Source organism: Desulfuromonas carbonis, assembly GCF_054658035.1.
Window position 1 is genome coordinate 1,297,628 of the sequence record NZ_BAAHXR010000003.1, and the last position, 14,429, is coordinate 1,312,056.

Sequence of the window (14,429 nt, forward strand, 5' to 3'; positions counted from 1 at the left end):
ATCCTATTCCTTCTGCTTTGATCGGTGGCGCAGCGCATCTGCCCATCCTGCCGGTGGTTATGGCGGGGGGCAGCGGCACCCGGCTCTGGCCCCTCTCGCGGGCTGGATATCCCAAGTATCTGCTCTCTTTCGACGGCGCCCGATCGTTGTTGCTCGATACGCTGTCGCGGACGCGCGCGTTGGCGCAGTGCGGCGATCCGGTCATTGTCTGCCATGCGGATCACCAGCTTGCTGTGGCCGATCAGTTACGAATCCACGGTTTTCAGGTGGGAACGATCCTGCTGGAACAGACCGGTCGCAATACGGCGGCGGCATTGACCGTGGCGGCCCTGCACGCGCAATCTGCCGATGATCCTCTGTTGCTGGTCCTGCCCGCAGATCACCAGATCACCGATGAGGCGGCTTTCGCGAGCGGGGTCGAGATGGGCATCGCTGCGGCAACCGCGGGTGATATCATTCTGTTCGGCGTCGTTCCGACGACGGCCGACTCCAACTTCGGCTATATTCGTGCGGCCGCTGCGCCCCCTCCCGCGGCCGTCTGTTCCTTTGTTGAGAAACCGGATCGGGAGAGTGCCCGTAAAATGCTTTTAACCGGGGACTGCTTCTGGAACAGCGGGATGCTGCTGGTGCGTGCTTCCACCTGGCTTGCCGAGGTGGCGGAGCATGCACCCGAGGTGCTGGTGGCCTGCCGATCGGCCTGGCGTGACGCGGTGGCTTCGACGGACGGATCGGTCCGGCTGGGCGCCGCCGGCTACTCTGCCTGCCCCGACCTTTCGCTCGACCGGGCGGTCCTGGAACGAACCCGGCGCGCCCGGGTTGTTCCGCTGGCTGCCGGCTGGTTCGACCTCGGTACCTGGCCCTCAGTCTGGGAGGTGGCCGGCAAGGACGGCGCTGGGAATGTCTGCCGGGGTGACGTGATGGCGGAAGAGAGCACCGGCTGTTATCTCTCCTCGGACAGGCAACTGCTGGTTGCCGTCGGCTTGCAGGACTGCATTGTGGTGGAAAGCGGGGATGCAGTACTGGTCGCCTCCAGAGAGAGCGCCCACAGGGTTGCCCAGGTTGTTGCCCGCCTCGCGGAGCAGAAGCGGCCGGAAACGATATGGCCGCGGCGCTGCCAGCGCCCGTGGGGACACTACGAAATCCTCGCCGTGGGCCAAGGATTCAAACTGAAGCTTCTTACCGTCGATCCCGGGGCGGCGCTCTCCCGACAGCTCCACCAGCATCGTGCCGAAGATTGGGTGGTAGTGAGCGGGGTGGGGCAGGTGGAAAGAGGTGACGAAGTTCTGCTAATCAGCGAAAACGACTCGGCCAGGATCCCGGCGGGGGTGGTGCACCGCCTGATGAACCCCGGTGCGGTGCCGTTGCAGGTAATTGAGGTGCAGTCGGGAGGTTACCTCGAAGAGGACGATATTACGCGGATTGAGGATGAATATGGACGCTAGCTACAGACCGTCGGCGATCGCCCTGATCATCCCGGCCCGCAATGAGGAACTGGCGCTGCCGCAGGTGCTGGCGCGGGTGCCTGCCGAGGTGACGCGGGTGCTGGTGGTGGACAACGGATCGACCGATGCCACCGGCGAGGTGGCCCGCGTCGCCGGGGCCGAGGTTGTTTACGCGGCGCGCCCCGGTTATGGCGCCGCCTGCCTGGCCGGACTGGCGGTTCTGCGCGAAAATCCGCCGGAGCTTGTCGCCTTTGCCGATGCCGACGGCAGCGATGGCGTGGAAAATCTGCCACAGCTGCTCTCCCTGATAACCGCCGGCCGTTGTGATCTGGCCCTGGCGCGGCGCATCCCCGAGGGGCGCGGCGCCTTAAGCGCACAGCAGCGCTTCGGCAACTGGCTGGCCACGCGGCTGATCCGACTTGGTTGGGGGCACCGTTATGAGGATCTGGGCCCGCTGCGCGCGATCCGCTGGACCGCTTTGGAACGTCTCGACATGCAGGATCGCAGCTTCGGGTGGACGGTCGAAATGCAGATTCGCGCCCTCAAGGCGGGGCTGCGGGTGCTGGAGTTGCCGCTTCCCTATCGGGCGCGGATGGCCGGAGATTCGAAGATCAGCCGCACGGTCAGCGGCGTAATCAGGGCGGGGGTCAGGATTCTGTGGGTGATCGGTCGTGAACGCTTGACGGCGACCAGCGCGACGCCAGTCGCGTTGCAAGGCGCGTACAAAGCGGAGCGCTGACAATCGCCGCCGCGACCCAGGACTGTTCCTGCCACTGGCCAAGGATGGCATAGGGGGTCAGCACCTGATAGCCGAGCAGCACCGACCAGCCGAGCGCCAGCCCGGCCGGGCCGCCGGCCAGCGGCAGCAGTGCCACCAGGTAGAGGGCGTACCAGGGGTGCAGGGTTGTGGTCAGCAGCAGGAAAAGCAGGGTGACCGCATAGCTGGTTTGAATAACTGCCGTTGTCGTCGCCTGCCGCGCGGCGCGCAGATAGAGCCCCGCTGCTGCCAGACCAAAGGTTGTCGCCAGCAGCAGGCGCGCCGTGCCTCCCGAGGTCAGATCGCGCAGGGCGCGATAGGCCAGTCCGGCAAACTCCCAGTTGCGCAGATAGAGATCGAGGGTGTCGAGCCCGTTCTGCAGTTCCGGCCAGAAGGGGAGGCTGAGGAGCAGGGCCACGAGAAGAAAGCCGCCCAGAAAGCAGCGCCGCACACCCCGGCACAAAAGGAGAAGCGCCGGCAAAAAAACCAGCGGGAAGAGTTTAACCAGCACCGCCGCCGCGAAGAGTCCCCCGGCGATGGTGGTGGCGACCGCCGCGCGCGGCGAACGGGGAATCTCCTTCAGCAGCACCAGCAGGGCGGCCAGCAGAAACAGCATGGCTGCCCCGTCGATATGCCCCGAAGCCGCGATTTCGAGGACCGGCAGCGGATTCCAGGCGTAGAGGATGAGCCACCAGGGGGGACGGCGTAAAACGGTCAACAGGCCCAGCAGCACCAGACACAGAACGAGATCGAGCAGCACCAGAAAGAGCTTGAACCTGGTAACGCCGTCGCCGAAGAGGGTGCCGGCGGCAAACAACAGTTGCGCCGCCGGCGGATAGATGGTGACCAGGTCGGGATGATTGATCAACCCGCGCAGCGCCTCCCGGTCGGCGGATGCCGGGGCAACGGCGGGGGCGGCGGCGTAGGGATTGACCCCCTGGCGCAGCTGGTGGCCATCCCACAGATACCGGTAGAGATCATCGGAGAGCTGCGGCGGCGCGACGACAAAAACGAGGCGCAACAGCAGGGCCACCGCCAGAATCAACAGCGTCGGGCAGCGGATCAGGCCGCGCGCGCAGACAAAAACCAGCAGCCCCAGCATCATCACAGCGAGGGCGCAAACCCCGATCAGTTCAGGCACGACCAGGCGCAGGTCGGCTTGCCGGGCCAACCATAAAAAGGAGCCAAGGATGACCAGGAGCAGCGGAGTCAAACGGGTTAAATTTTTCCAGCGATTATGGCTGGCGGGAGGACTGTTCATGGCAGCTTTTCTGTCACCCGTCTACGCGGTGGAAGCCGGAACCAACCATCAAGTCGATCTTGGCCTGATCACGGTGGCGACCCTGCAGCAGCAGAGCGAGGCATGGGTGCTCCTCGATGCGCGCCCCAAGGCAGAGTGGGCGGCCGGGCATCTGCCCGGAGCGCATTCATTTTCGTGGGAAGATTACACCAGAACCGACGCGCAAGGAATCCCCTACCGCCCCTGGCCGGCGCAGGAACTGGCTGCCGCCCTGGGTCAACTCGGCATCAGCGAACAAACACCGCTGGTGGTCTATGGCGATGCCGACACCAGCTGGGGCGGTGAAGGCTGGACCGTCTGGCTGCTCGCCTGGCTGGGACATCGGGGACCGATCCGCCTGCTGGACGGTGGCGTGCAGGCCTGGCGGCAGGCGCAACTCCCCCTGACCGGCGAAACCTCGGCAGTGAAAGAGAGTGCCGCCTATCAGGTTGCGCCGCGCGCGGAACTGTATATCTCTACAGAGGAGATCGTGCAGGCCCCGCAGGCGCAGACGCTGGTCGATGTCCGCTCCTTGCTCGAATGGGTCAAGGGGCGGGTTCCGGGTGCGGTGCGCATCCCCTGGGAGGATTTTTACCAGGGTGAAAATCGTGCCCCTCTGACACCGGATGCGCTGCAAAAACTCCTCGCCAGGAATGAGATCGATCCGTCGAAGCCGGTCGTTTTTTACTGTGCCGGTGGCATCCGTTCGGCCTACGCCTGGCTGGTCTACCAGCTTGCGGGCCTGCCGAACGGGCGTAATTACGAGGGGAGCATGGAAGCCTGGAACCGCCGGTCGCAACCTTGACCGCGCGCCGTTTCATCGGCGCGCTGCTCCTGGCCCTGCTGTTGATTTCGGGAAGCAGGGGAGCGGCGATGGCCGAACAGGTGCTCTGGCTGCAAGCCAAGGATCCACGCAACTGGCAGGTGGTTGCGGGGGGCGCCGCGGGGGAGTTGCGCTATGATCCGGCCCAGGGAGTATTCCGCTTCAGTGCGCACGGACTTGCACCGCAGAGCGATTACGCCCTGGTGCGGCATAACGACAAGCCGCGCGACGGACAGGTGCTGGCGGTTGGTCGCAGCGATCTTGACGGTCAGCTGCAATTACAGGGAAACTGGCAGTTGTGGAGCCAGAAATTCTGGCTGCTGCCGGTCGCCGATCTCACGCTTGAAGGGAGCCGGGCCGAGCTCAAAGCCTGGCATCCGCGCCACTATCTGTTTGAGAACCGCCGGCTTGGTGAAGATGGCTGAAGCCGCACCACGGCCCCCAAAGAAGGAAAGGTTTTCTGGTTCCCGTGACCCTGACTGATCTCTTTGCCCGGCTCTGTGCCGGGCTCTATTTCACCTCGCTGGCCGGACTGGCCTGTTATGGCCTGCACCGGCTCTGGCTGCTGGCCTGCTGGATGAACGAGCGGCACCGGCCCGATCCCTTGCCCCCTTCCGCCGCTGCGGGGGAAGAGTTGCCGATCGTGACCGTGCAGCTGCCACTCTATAATGAGCAATTCGTCGCAGTGCGCCTGCTCGATGCGGCTGCCGCCCTCGACTGGTCCGCAGAACGCCTCGAAATTCAGGTACTGGACGATTCGAACGACGCAACCTGTGCGCTGGTCGATGCGCGCAGCGCCTACTGGCGGCAGCGCGGCATCGACATGCAGGTGATCCGCCGCACAGAGCGCAGTGGCTACAAGGCGGGTGCGCTGGCGACGGGGCTGAAGAGTGCCCGGGGATCGCTGGTGGCGATTTTCGACGCCGACTTTATCCCGTCGCCCGATTTTCTGCGCCGCACGGTGGCGCAGTTTCGTGACCCGCGGATCGGCATGGTGCAGACCCGCTGGAGTTTCTGCAACAGTGAACACTCCTGGCTGACCCGGGTGCAGACGATCCTGCTCGAACCCCATTTCCGCATCGAACACCTGGTCCGCTTTCGCCGCGGCCTCTTTTTCAACTTCAACGGCACCGCCGGCATCTGGCGGCGTCAGGCGATCGAAGCAGCCGGCGGCTGGCAGGCCGATACCGTGACCGAAGACCTCGACCTGAGCTACCGCGCCCAATTGGCAGGCTGGCGTTTTATCTGCCTGGATGAGGTCGCCGTCCCGTCGGAGTTGCCGGTGACCCTGGCGGCCTTCCGCAGCCAGCAGCAGCGCTGGGCCAAGGGATCGTTGCAGACCGCGCGCAAACTGCTGCCGCGCATCTGGCGCGCGCCGCTGCCGCTCCAGATAAAGGTCGAGGCCGGCTTTCATCTGCTGGCGAACTTCGGCTGGCTCCTCGCGACCCTGATCGTGCTGACCCTCTATCCGGTCATGACCTGGCGGGTCGGCATCGGTCCCTACCAGCTGCTGCGCCTCGATCTGCCGCTCTTTTTCGGCGCCAGCGCCGCCCTGACCTTTTTCTTTCTGCTCCACCTGCTGGTGCGGCGCAACTTTGCCAGCCTGCGCTATCTGCCGCTGCTCCCCGCACTCTGTATCGGCCTGGCTCCCAGCCTCCTCTTTGCCATCTTCCAGGGGTTGACCCGGCGCGGCGGGATCTTTGAGCGCACCCCTAAATTCGGCCTGACCGGTCGCGGTCGCCGCCGTGCGCTGTCGAACATCTATGCCCAGAAGGGCTGCGCCTATCTGCTGCTGAATCTGCTGCTCTTCACCTACAGCCTGCTCCCCCTCGCCTTCTCCTGGGATCGGCGCGTCTGGGCCGCCATTCCGCTGGCGGCGCTCTTTCCCGCCGGCTTTCTGCTGCTGATCTGGCGCGAAGGGAGTGATCGGCTGACACGCTACTTCTCTATGCGCAGCAGCCGTTAAGCACCGGACCGGGAGAAAACGGAGCGCCCCTGAGTAAAAGACGATAAAAACGATAGGCAAATAAGTTTTTTCTTGACAGGCGTCCGCCGGCGCTTTTATAGTTTTGCCCAGGCGACATTGACAACCAACCGGCTGACCGGACCAACCGGAGGCCAGAATGCTTCTCCCCCCTCTCTTCCGGGGTGACGGTGTTCTGGCCTCTTTTTTTCTGCCTGACGTGTACGCCACGCTTAAGGCCAAAGGAGATCGACCATGAATATTTCGCTGTTGCATCGTCTCACCCCCCTTGCCGCCGTCACCCTGCTGGTGCTGTCGGCCCTGCCGGCCCTGGCCGGAACCCCGCTCAAGGTCGGCTACCTGCCGGTGACCGGCCACGCCAAGTTCTTCATCGCCCAGGACAAGGGGTTCTTCGCTGCCGAAGGGCTCGATGTCGAACTGATCCAGTTCCACAACTCGGCCGACGGCCTGTCGGCGATTCGCGCCGGTCAGCTCGACGTCGGCGCCTTCGGCACCACCGCGCCGCTGGTGCATATCGCCAAGGGGGCCGAGATCCAGGTGATCGGCGGGATCATGGGGCAGGACGCGGCGCTGATCACCACCGCGGCCAACGCCGACAAGGTGCGGAAAGTGACTGACCTGAAAGGGAAGAAGGTCGCCACGGTGCGCCTGGCCAGTGGCGATGCGGTGCTGCGTGGCGCCCTCAATCAGGCCGGTATCGACTGGAAAACCGAAGTCGAAATCTTTGAGCTGAAAAACCCGCCGGCGGTGATCGAAGCGGTCAAGTCCGGCCAGGTCGATGCCGGCCTGGTCTGGGGTCCGCACGATCTTCGCGCCGAGGAGCAGGGGCTCAAGGTGGTGATCCGCAGCGACGAACTCTCCCCCGGCCATCCCTGCTGCCGCCTGACTGTCAGCAACGCCAGCGCCACGGATCATCCCGAGACCTGGAAGCACTTCCTGCGGGCGATCCTCAAGGCCGAAAAGTTCGCCAGCGAAAATCGGCCGGAGACCGTGGCGATCATCACCAAATATCTCAAGCTCGACGCGGCCTTGATCGAGAAGGCCTACTACAGCCCGCATCTCGACCAGTCTTCCGACCCCAACGTCAAGGGGGTGGAGGAGTTCTGGAGCACCATGCAGAAAAGCGGCTTCGTCGAGTCGAACAAGGCGATCGCCCCCTACATCAATACCGAGATCTACCGGCTGGCGCTCTTTGAACTGACCAGAGAAGAGCCCAAGGAGGCCTTCTGGGCCAAGCTCTGGGAGATCTTCAACGCACGGGATCGTTCATGACTGCAGGAGCATTTTCGGCAGCAGAGAGTTCGCGGAGGGGGGGGCTTGCCGTGGGAGGGGTGCGCTTCTCCTACGGCGAGACCGAAATTTTGCGGGAGATCAAGCTGCAGATCGCGGCCGGCGAGTTTGTCTGCCTGCTCGGCCCCTCCGGCTCGGGGAAGACCACCCTGCTGCGCCTCCTCGCCGGGCTTGAGGTGCCCAGCACCGGCAGTCTGCACTGGCAGGGGAGTCCGATCAGCGGTCCCGGCATCGAGCGCGGGGTGGTCTTTCAGGACTACTCCCTCTACCCCTGGCTGAACCTCGCCGACAACATCGGCCTGGCCCTCGAAAAGTCCTTGCCCGAGATGCCGCGCAAAGGGCGCCGGGAGCTGGCGGCGGCCTACCTGCAGATGGTCGGCCTGGCCGGGACCGCGAAGAAGTACCCTTTCGAGCTCTCCGGCGGCATGCAGCAGCGCGCCGCCATCGCCCGCGTCCTCGCCCTCGGCTCGCCGGTGTTGCTCCTCGACGAGCCCTTCGGCGCCCTCGACCCGGTCAACCGCCTGCGCCTGCAGGATCTGCTGCTGGAGATCTGGCGGGCGGAACAGCCGCGCAAGACCGTGGTTTTCGTCACCCACGACGTGGAGGAAGCCCTCTTTCTCGGCGACCGGCTGGTAGTGCTCGGCTCCACTCCGGGCCGGGTGATCGCCGATCTGGAGGTCCCCTTCGAGCGCCCGCGCCAGCGTCGCCAGGTCTTTGCCGACGGGCGCTACCAGAGGTTGCGCCAGCAGATCGACGAGCTCTATCGCTCCGACATCCAGCGGCGCCTCGCCGCGGAGGAACAAATCAGCTCGCCGGCGGAAGGAATCTGAACATGGCTGAATCGCAACTGAGAACCGCCGTCATCGGCGCGCAACCCCGCGGGCAATCTGCCGCCTGGAGATTTCCCGGCGTGCAGGGTCGCGAAGGGTGGCTCTTTTTTCTCGCCCTGCTCGGGCTCTGGCAGTTTCTCACCACCGCCGTCGAGCTCCCCAACCCGGGACTCTTTCCGACCCCGCGGGTGACGGCCGTCGCCCTCTGGCAGTCGCTCCCCGAACTGTTGCAGGGGACCTGGGCGTCGCTGCTGATCTTTCTCCCCGGCTACGGCCTGGCGATCGTCGCCGGCATCGGTTGGGGGCTGCTGGTCGGCACCAGCGGCTGGTTGTCGCGCGCCTTCAACCCCTTCGCCCGGGTCGCCGCGCCGATTCCGCCGACGGTCTACATCCCCTATGCCATCGCCCTGCTGCCGAGTTTTTTCACCGCGGCGATCTTCGTGGTCTTTGTCGGCGCCTTCTGGCCGATCTTCGTGAATACCGCCGCCGGTGCCGCCCAGACCCCGCAGCGCCACCGCGACAACGCCCGGGTCCTCGGCATCGCCTATCTTCCCTACCTGCGCCGGGTGGTCCTGCCGGCGGCCCTGCCGCAGGTCTTTTCGGGACTGGGAGTGGGGCTGGTCCTCTCCTTCATCATGCTGACGGTGGCCGAACTCTTCGGCGCCCACAAGGGGCTGGGGCGTTTCGTCCAGTATTATGCCGACTACGCCGATTATCCGCGCATGGTCGCCGGCATCCTCTACACCGGCCTGGTGGCCTTTTCCGCCATGGCCCTGCTGGAAAAGATCAAACGCCGCCTGTTCTTCTGGGTGCGCTGACGCAAGGAGACCAAGGATGCAAGATCAGGAACTGTTCGAAGCCCTGGCCACCGCGGTGGTCGAAATGGACGAGGAGCAAACCGTCGCGCTGGCGCAGGAGGCGATCCGCCGGAATATCGACGCCTACCGCGCCATCGACCAGGGGCTGGCGATCGGCATGGAACGGGCCGGCGCGCTGTTCGAGGAGGAGGAGTATTTCATCCCCGAACTGTTGATGTGTTCCGACGCCATGTATGCCGGGCTGGAGATTCTGCGGCCGCACCTGCGGGTCGCCGCGGCGGCCGACAAGGTGCGGGTGGTGATCGGTGTCATCCAGGGGGATACCCATGACATCGGCAAGAACCTGGTGCGGATTCTGCTGGAGGCCGCCGGCTTCGAGGTCACCGACCTCGGCCGCGACATCGCACCGCTCGCATTCGTCACCACCGCCGAGCGGATCGACGCGCAGGTCATCGCCCTCTCCACCCTGATGACCACCACCATGGACGGGATGGGCGAGGTGGTGCGCCTGCTCGACGAGCGGGGCAATCGCCAGCGCTTCCGGGTGATCGTCGGCGGCGGGCCGATCTCGCAGGGCTTCGCCAGTCGCATCGGCGCCGACGGCTACGCCGCCAACGCCGCCGAGGCGGTCAAGCTGGTGCGGCGCCTGACGGCCAGCAGCGAGGTCGCGGCATGAACCGCGATGCGCTGACACCTGTCCAGCGGCTGGCCGCCTGGGGGCGGGGCGAGCCCATCGACCGCCTGCCGTGCGTGCCGATCGTCGGCAATGGCGCCGCGCGGGTGCTCGGCGTCAAGGTGCGCGCCCTGCGTGCCGATGCCCGCCTGCTTGCCGCGGCGCAAACCGCCGCCTGGCGCCGCTTCGGTTACGACAACGTCCGCATCTTCACCGACCTCTACGTACTGGCCGAGGCGATGGGAGCAACGGTGACCCTTCCCGAGGACGAAACCGCCTATCTCGCCGCGCCGGCCATCGACGACGTGGCCGGTATCGCCGCGCTGCAACCTGCTGACCCCCGCCGCGACGGCCTGCTGCCGCGGCACCTGGAGGCTCTGGAGCGTACCCTGGCCGCCATCGGCGACCAGGTGCCGGTGAGCGCCGCCGTCACCGGCCCGCTGACCACCGCCTCGTTCCTGATCGGGGCCGAAAAACTGAGCCGGCTGATGCTGAAGGATCCGGAGGCCGTCCATCGCTTGTGCCGGATTGCCCTGGACAGCGCCATCGGCTTCGCGGCGGCGATCATCGCCGCCGGCGGCACCCCCAGCCTCACCGAGCCGATGGCGTCGAGCACGGTGATCAGCCCGCGCCAGTTCGCGACCTTTGCCCAGCCCTACCTGACCGAACTGGTCGACTTCATCCATCGCCAGGGCAAGCCGGTGACCCTACACATCTGCGGCAAGACCGAAAAGAGCTGGGAGGGGATGGTCGCCACCGGCGCCGATACCTTAAGTCTCGACAACGAGGTCGACCTGGCCGCGGCCGCCGCGAAGATCGGCGACCGGGTCCGGATCATGGGCCATGTCCACCCGACGGCGGTCCTGCTGTCGGGGACGCCGGCGACGGTGCGGCAGGCGGTGCGCGATGGCGTGCGCCAGGCGCACGCCGCGCCCAGGGGCTATATCGTCGCTTCGGGGTGCAGCCTGCCGACCGAAACCCCCTTCGCCAATATTGACGCCATGCTCGCGGCGGTGCGCGAGATCGGCTGGCCGGTCCAGCCGCATGCCCTGACGGAGGGATCATGAGTCTCAGCCCCAAGGAACGCCTGCAACGCACCTTGAGCCGACAGCCGGTCGACCGGCCGCCGGCCATCTGTACCGGCGGCATGATGAACGCGGCGGTGGTCGAGGTGATGACCTCCAGCGGAGTCACCCTGCCGGCCGGCCATCACGATGCCGGTTTGATGGCGGCCCTGGCGACGGAGGTGCAGCAGGCGACCGGCTTTGAGAATATCGGCGTCCCCTTCTGCATGACCGTCGAGGCCGAAGTGCTCGGCAGCGAGATCGACTTCGGGTCGCTGAGCTGCGAGCCGAAAATCGCCCGCGAAATCTTCCCCTCGTCCCGGCAGGTGGTTTATCGCCCCCTGGCCGAGCTGCTCGGCGCCGGGCGCATCCGGACCGTCGCGGCGACGGTGGAGGCGCTGGCGCGCCGCCACCCGGAGCAGCCGGTCATCGCCAGCCTCACCGGGCCGGTCTCCACCGCTGCGTCGATTGTCGACCCGATGCAGTTTCTGCGCGAGTTGCGCAAGGATGCCGAGCACGCCCATCGGGTGCTCGATTATGTGACCGCTTTTCTGGAAGGGTTCGCCCGGCTGCTGATCGAGGCCGGCGCCGCGGCGGTGGCCATCGGCGATCCGACCGCCACCGGCGAGATTCTCGGGCCGAAAATGTTCGAGAGTTACGCTGTTCCGTATCTGAACCGACTGACCGGGAGTATCCGCGCCGCCGGCCGGCCGGCGATTCTGCATATCTGCGGCGATCTCAAGAGCGTGCGGCCGCTGGTGGGCCGGCTGCGCGCCGATGCCCTGAGTACCGACGCCCTGGTCAACCTCGCGCAGCTCAAGCACGACTTTCCGCAGCTGACCACCATGGGCAACATCAGCACCTTTCTGCTCGAAGCGGGCGATCCGGCGAAGATCGAGCGGCAGACGGCGGGCCTGGTCCGGGCCGGCGTCGACATCATCGCCCCGGCCTGCGGTCTCTCCACCGCCAGCGCCCTGGCCAACATCCGTGCCCTGACCGGCACGGTCAAAGCGGGCTGACGCCGTGCCGCTGATCGAATTTTTCCCCGCCGCGCGCCAGGTCGAGGTTGAAGTCGGCACCACGCTGCTGCAGGCGGCACGGCGCGCGGGGGTGGTGATCGAGGCCCCCTGCGACGGGGTCGGCACCTGTGGCAAATGCAAGGTGCGGCGCCTGGCCGGCGAGACTCGGACCATCGTCGGCGCCCGCCACGCCCTCAGCCGTGCGGAACAGGCGGACGGCTGGCTTCTCGCCTGCCAGGAGCAGGTCTGCGGCGATCTGCGACTGGAACTGGCGGAGCGCCAGCGCGAGACGGGGCTGCGCATTGCCCACGGTGGAGCGGCCCGCAGCGTCCCCCTGCGACCGGCGGTCGGCAAGGAGTTCGTGGCGGCTACCGGCCAGACGCTGGTACATAGTGGCGAGGACCTGCTCGGCGTGGAGCAGGGGGACACCCGCGGCGAGCAGTTCGGCCTGGCGGTCGATATCGGCACCACCACCCTGGTCGTCGCCCTCATCGATCTGCGCACCGGCGCCGAGCTGGCGGTCGCCTCCAGTCTCAATCCCCAGGCGCGTCACGCCCAGGATGTGCTGTCGCGCATCCGCTTTGCTTCCCGGGAGGGCGGCCTGTCGCAGCTGCGCGGCGAGCTGCTTGACGCCCTCAACCAGCTGACCGCCGAGGTGGCGGCTGCTGCCGGGATCGGGCGGGAAGCGATTTACGAAGCGGTCCTGTGCGGTAACACCTGCATGCTGCACCTGGCGACCGGCACCGATCCCTCCCCCCTTGGCCACTCTCCCTACACCCCGACCCTGAGCGGCGGCAGCCGCCACCCGGCTGCCGAGTTCGGCCTTGAGATCGCCGCCGTCGGCCAGGTCTACCTGCCGCCGATCATCTCGGCCTATGTCGGCGCCGACCTCAGCGCCGGGCTGCTCGCCGCCGGCCTCGATAGCGAGACGCGCAGCATGCTGCTGATCGATATCGGCACCAACGGCGAGATGATCCTCGCCCACCAGGGCAGACTCTTTGCCACCTCCACCGCCGCCGGACCGGCCTTCGAGGGGATGAACATCCGCTGCGGCATGCGCGCCGCCGCCGGAGCGATCGAGCGCGTTCGGATCGACGCTGACGGGGCGATCGCCCTGCAGACCATCGGCGAGCGAGATCCGCTCGGCCTGTGCGGCAGCGGCCTGCTCGATGCCGTCGCCGAGCTGCTGCGCAGCGGCGTGGTCACCAGGGCGGGGGGCTTTTTGCGCTCGGCCGACAGCCTGCCCGCCAGCCTCGGCGCCCGGCTGGTCGCGCGGGACGGAAAGCCGGTCTTTGTCATCGCCGACGAGGTGGTGCTGACCCGCGGCGATCTGCGCCAGGTCCAGCTGGCCAAGGGGGCGATCCGGGCCGGGATCGACCTGCTGCTGCGCCAGGTCGGTCTTTCCCCCGAGCAGCTCGACGGCGTGCTGATTGCCGGCTCCTTCGGCCTGCACCTGCGCCCGGAGAGCCTGCTGACCATCGGCCTGCTCCCCCCGGAGTTCGCCGGACGGATCGAATTCGTCGGCAACACCGCCAAGAGCGGCAGCCAGGCCCTGCTCCTCAACCGCGACTGCCGCCCGCACCTGCAGCAGCTGGTCGGGAAGATCGAGGTGCTGGAGCTGGCCCACCACGCGGAGTTCGCACAGGTTTTCGTCGCCAGTCTCGGTTTCTGATCCCTCCCCCCCCGCACGCGTAACCATCCAGCAGTCCTTCCCGAATCCGGGAATTCAACCTGCAGCTCAAGAGTTCAGTGTATCTTGCACCGGCCGGCCGGTTGTTCGTAAACTGGCGAACCGTCAATGGGCGTGTCCGCCACCATGACTCTCCGGTTTAGGTGTCCCGTGGTGCGGCCCGGCATGCACCGCCTCGACAATCCCCTCCACGTAGTGCACGTAGGTCACGTAGTCGGCGACAAAAGCGCGGCCGGCGGCGATGCTGTCGGCGGCGTGTTGACGGCTGGCATGGGCGGCAGCGAACTTGTCGCGAATCCCCTGCTCCACATGGGCGGCGATGGCCTTCGCCAGTTGGTCGACCGAGCCTTGTTCCAGCGCCCGGTCGGCCTTGGCGATCGGCGCCGGCACGGTCGCTCCGGCTTTCAGGCCGGTGTAGGGGGCACCTTCGCCGGCCCGGTGAACCCGCACCAGCGTTTCAAAGAAATAGCGGTCGGCCAGTTCTTGTGCGCTGCCATCGAGGTGCCGCACCTTGAGCGTCTGGGCAAAGGCGGCGCGAATCTCTGCCTCGTCCTCGGCGCGGACCCATTTGAGGACGGTTGTGACATCCTGTGCGGCCAGTGCGGCACGCGCGTCAATCACCACCGGTCCGTCGAGGGTGTCGCAGTGGGCCCAGGTGAATTGGGGCGTCAGCAGCAGGGCGGCAGCGAGGGTCAGCAGCAGGAAGCGATCAAAACGTGTCTTTGGCATCTTTCTTCTCCTTCGGCGATGGGTAAAATGA

At 66.4% G+C, this 14,429-nt stretch carries 14 protein-coding genes; 12 read left to right on the forward strand and 2 right to left on the reverse strand.

What is annotated here, in order from left to right; translation table 11 throughout:
- Positions 1-17 precede the first annotated feature (17 nt).
- Together ACYQ8E_RS12945 and ACYQ8E_RS12950 are read left to right on the forward strand one after the other, a co-directional pair.
- Entirely contained in the window at positions 18-1,442 is a 1,425-nt protein-coding gene (locus ACYQ8E_RS12945) for a mannose-1-phosphate guanylyltransferase/mannose-6-phosphate isomerase (protein ID WP_459861065.1), read from the forward strand.
- Entirely contained in the window at positions 1,432-2,181 is a 750-nt protein-coding gene (locus tag ACYQ8E_RS12950; RefSeq protein WP_066722871.1) for a glycosyltransferase family 2 protein, read from the forward strand. The genes ACYQ8E_RS12945 and ACYQ8E_RS12950 overlap by 11 nt, the downstream gene beginning before the upstream one ends.
- On the opposite strand, the gene ACYQ8E_RS12955 is transcribed toward ACYQ8E_RS12950, so the two are convergent.
- The gene (locus ACYQ8E_RS12955) at positions 2,090-3,460 is read right to left on the reverse strand and encodes an MptA/MptB family glycosyltransferase (RefSeq protein ID WP_066722874.1); all 1,371 of its coding nucleotides are present in this window, start codon (positions 3,458-3,460) and stop codon (positions 2,090-2,092) included. The two genes, ACYQ8E_RS12950 and ACYQ8E_RS12955, sit on opposite strands and share 92 nt — an antisense overlap.
- Between ACYQ8E_RS12955 and ACYQ8E_RS12960 the strand changes: the two genes are divergently transcribed.
- The 10 genes from ACYQ8E_RS12960 to ACYQ8E_RS13005 all read left to right on the forward strand — a co-directional run bounded on the left by ACYQ8E_RS12960 (position 3,459) and on the right by ACYQ8E_RS13005 (position 13,651).
- Positions 3,459-4,283, forward strand: a complete 825-nt coding sequence (locus ACYQ8E_RS12960) for a sulfurtransferase (protein ID WP_066722877.1) — start codon at positions 3,459-3,461, stop codon at positions 4,281-4,283. The genes ACYQ8E_RS12955 and ACYQ8E_RS12960 overlap by 2 nt on opposite strands.
- A complete protein-coding gene (locus tag ACYQ8E_RS12965; RefSeq protein ID WP_066722879.1) occupies positions 4,280-4,726 on the forward strand; it encodes a hypothetical protein in 447 nt (148 codons plus the stop codon). Before ACYQ8E_RS12960 ends, ACYQ8E_RS12965 begins: the two co-directional genes overlap by 4 nt.
- Positions 4,727-4,770: 44 nt before the next feature.
- Positions 4,771-6,267, forward strand: coding sequence for a glycosyltransferase (locus ACYQ8E_RS12970; protein ID WP_231875361.1), 1,497 nt, complete (start codon positions 4,771-4,773; stop codon positions 6,265-6,267).
- 252 nt (positions 6,268-6,519) lie between these two features.
- Positions 6,520-7,557 (forward strand): ABC transporter substrate-binding protein, encoded by a 1,038-nt coding sequence (locus tag ACYQ8E_RS12975; RefSeq protein ID WP_066722881.1) that lies wholly within the window; start codon positions 6,520-6,522, stop codon positions 7,555-7,557.
- Positions 7,554-8,405: an ABC transporter ATP-binding protein gene (locus tag ACYQ8E_RS12980; RefSeq protein ID WP_082820098.1), complete on the forward strand. Its 852-nt coding sequence runs from the start codon at positions 7,554-7,556 to the stop codon at positions 8,403-8,405. The genes ACYQ8E_RS12975 and ACYQ8E_RS12980 overlap by 4 nt, the downstream gene beginning before the upstream one ends.
- Positions 8,406-8,407: 2 nt before the next feature.
- Complete coding sequence (locus ACYQ8E_RS12985; protein ID WP_082820099.1) at positions 8,408-9,223, forward strand: ABC transporter permease; 816 nt, start codon at positions 8,408-8,410, stop codon at positions 9,221-9,223.
- 16 nt (positions 9,224-9,239) lie between these two features.
- A complete protein-coding gene (locus tag ACYQ8E_RS12990; protein ID WP_066722886.1) occupies positions 9,240-9,899 on the forward strand; it encodes a corrinoid protein in 660 nt (219 codons plus the stop codon).
- Positions 9,896-10,963, forward strand: a complete 1,068-nt coding sequence (locus ACYQ8E_RS12995) for a uroporphyrinogen decarboxylase family protein (protein ID WP_066722889.1) — start codon at positions 9,896-9,898, stop codon at positions 10,961-10,963. Before ACYQ8E_RS12990 ends, ACYQ8E_RS12995 begins: the two co-directional genes overlap by 4 nt.
- Complete coding sequence (locus ACYQ8E_RS13000; RefSeq protein WP_442856872.1) at positions 10,957-11,979, forward strand: uroporphyrinogen decarboxylase family protein; 1,023 nt, start codon at positions 10,957-10,959, stop codon at positions 11,977-11,979. Before ACYQ8E_RS12995 ends, ACYQ8E_RS13000 begins: the two co-directional genes overlap by 7 nt.
- A 4-nt stretch (positions 11,980-11,983) precedes the next feature.
- Entirely contained in the window at positions 11,984-13,651 is a 1,668-nt protein-coding gene (locus ACYQ8E_RS13005; RefSeq protein WP_066722894.1) for an ASKHA domain-containing protein, read from the forward strand.
- 123 nt (positions 13,652-13,774) lie between these two features.
- On the opposite strand, the gene ACYQ8E_RS13010 is transcribed toward ACYQ8E_RS13005, so the two are convergent.
- Positions 13,775-14,398 carry a DUF6448 family protein gene (locus tag ACYQ8E_RS13010; protein ID WP_066722897.1) on the reverse strand — a complete coding sequence of 208 codons (624 nt, stop codon included), beginning with the start codon at positions 14,396-14,398 and terminating at the stop codon, positions 13,775-13,777.
- Positions 14,399-14,429: the final 31 nt, after the last annotated feature.

Excerpts from the sequence above, each read along its gene's own strand:
- ACYQ8E_RS12950 (WP_066722871.1), top strand. The coding sequence starts at position 1,432 with ATGGACGCTAGCTACAGACCGTCGGCGATCGCCCTGATCATCCCGGCC.
- ACYQ8E_RS12960 (WP_066722877.1), top strand. The coding sequence starts at position 3,459 with ATGGCAGCTTTTCTGTCACCCGTCTACGCGGTGGAAGCCGGAACCAAC.
- ACYQ8E_RS12955 (WP_066722874.1), bottom strand. The coding sequence starts at position 3,460 with ATGAACAGTCCTCCCGCCAGCCATAATCGCTGGAAAAATTTAACCCGT.
- ACYQ8E_RS12975 (WP_066722881.1), top strand. The coding sequence starts at position 6,520 with ATGAATATTTCGCTGTTGCATCGTCTCACCCCCCTTGCCGCCGTCACC.
- ACYQ8E_RS12980 (WP_082820098.1), top strand. The coding sequence starts at position 7,554 with ATGACTGCAGGAGCATTTTCGGCAGCAGAGAGTTCGCGGAGGGGGGGG.
- ACYQ8E_RS12985 (WP_082820099.1), top strand. The coding sequence starts at position 8,408 with ATGGCTGAATCGCAACTGAGAACCGCCGTCATCGGCGCGCAACCCCGC.
- ACYQ8E_RS12990 (WP_066722886.1), top strand. The coding sequence starts at position 9,240 with ATGCAAGATCAGGAACTGTTCGAAGCCCTGGCCACCGCGGTGGTCGAA.
- ACYQ8E_RS12995 (WP_066722889.1), top strand. The coding sequence starts at position 9,896 with ATGAACCGCGATGCGCTGACACCTGTCCAGCGGCTGGCCGCCTGGGGG.
- ACYQ8E_RS13010 (WP_066722897.1), bottom strand. The coding sequence starts at position 14,398 with ATGCCAAAGACACGTTTTGATCGCTTCCTGCTGCTGACCCTCGCTGCC.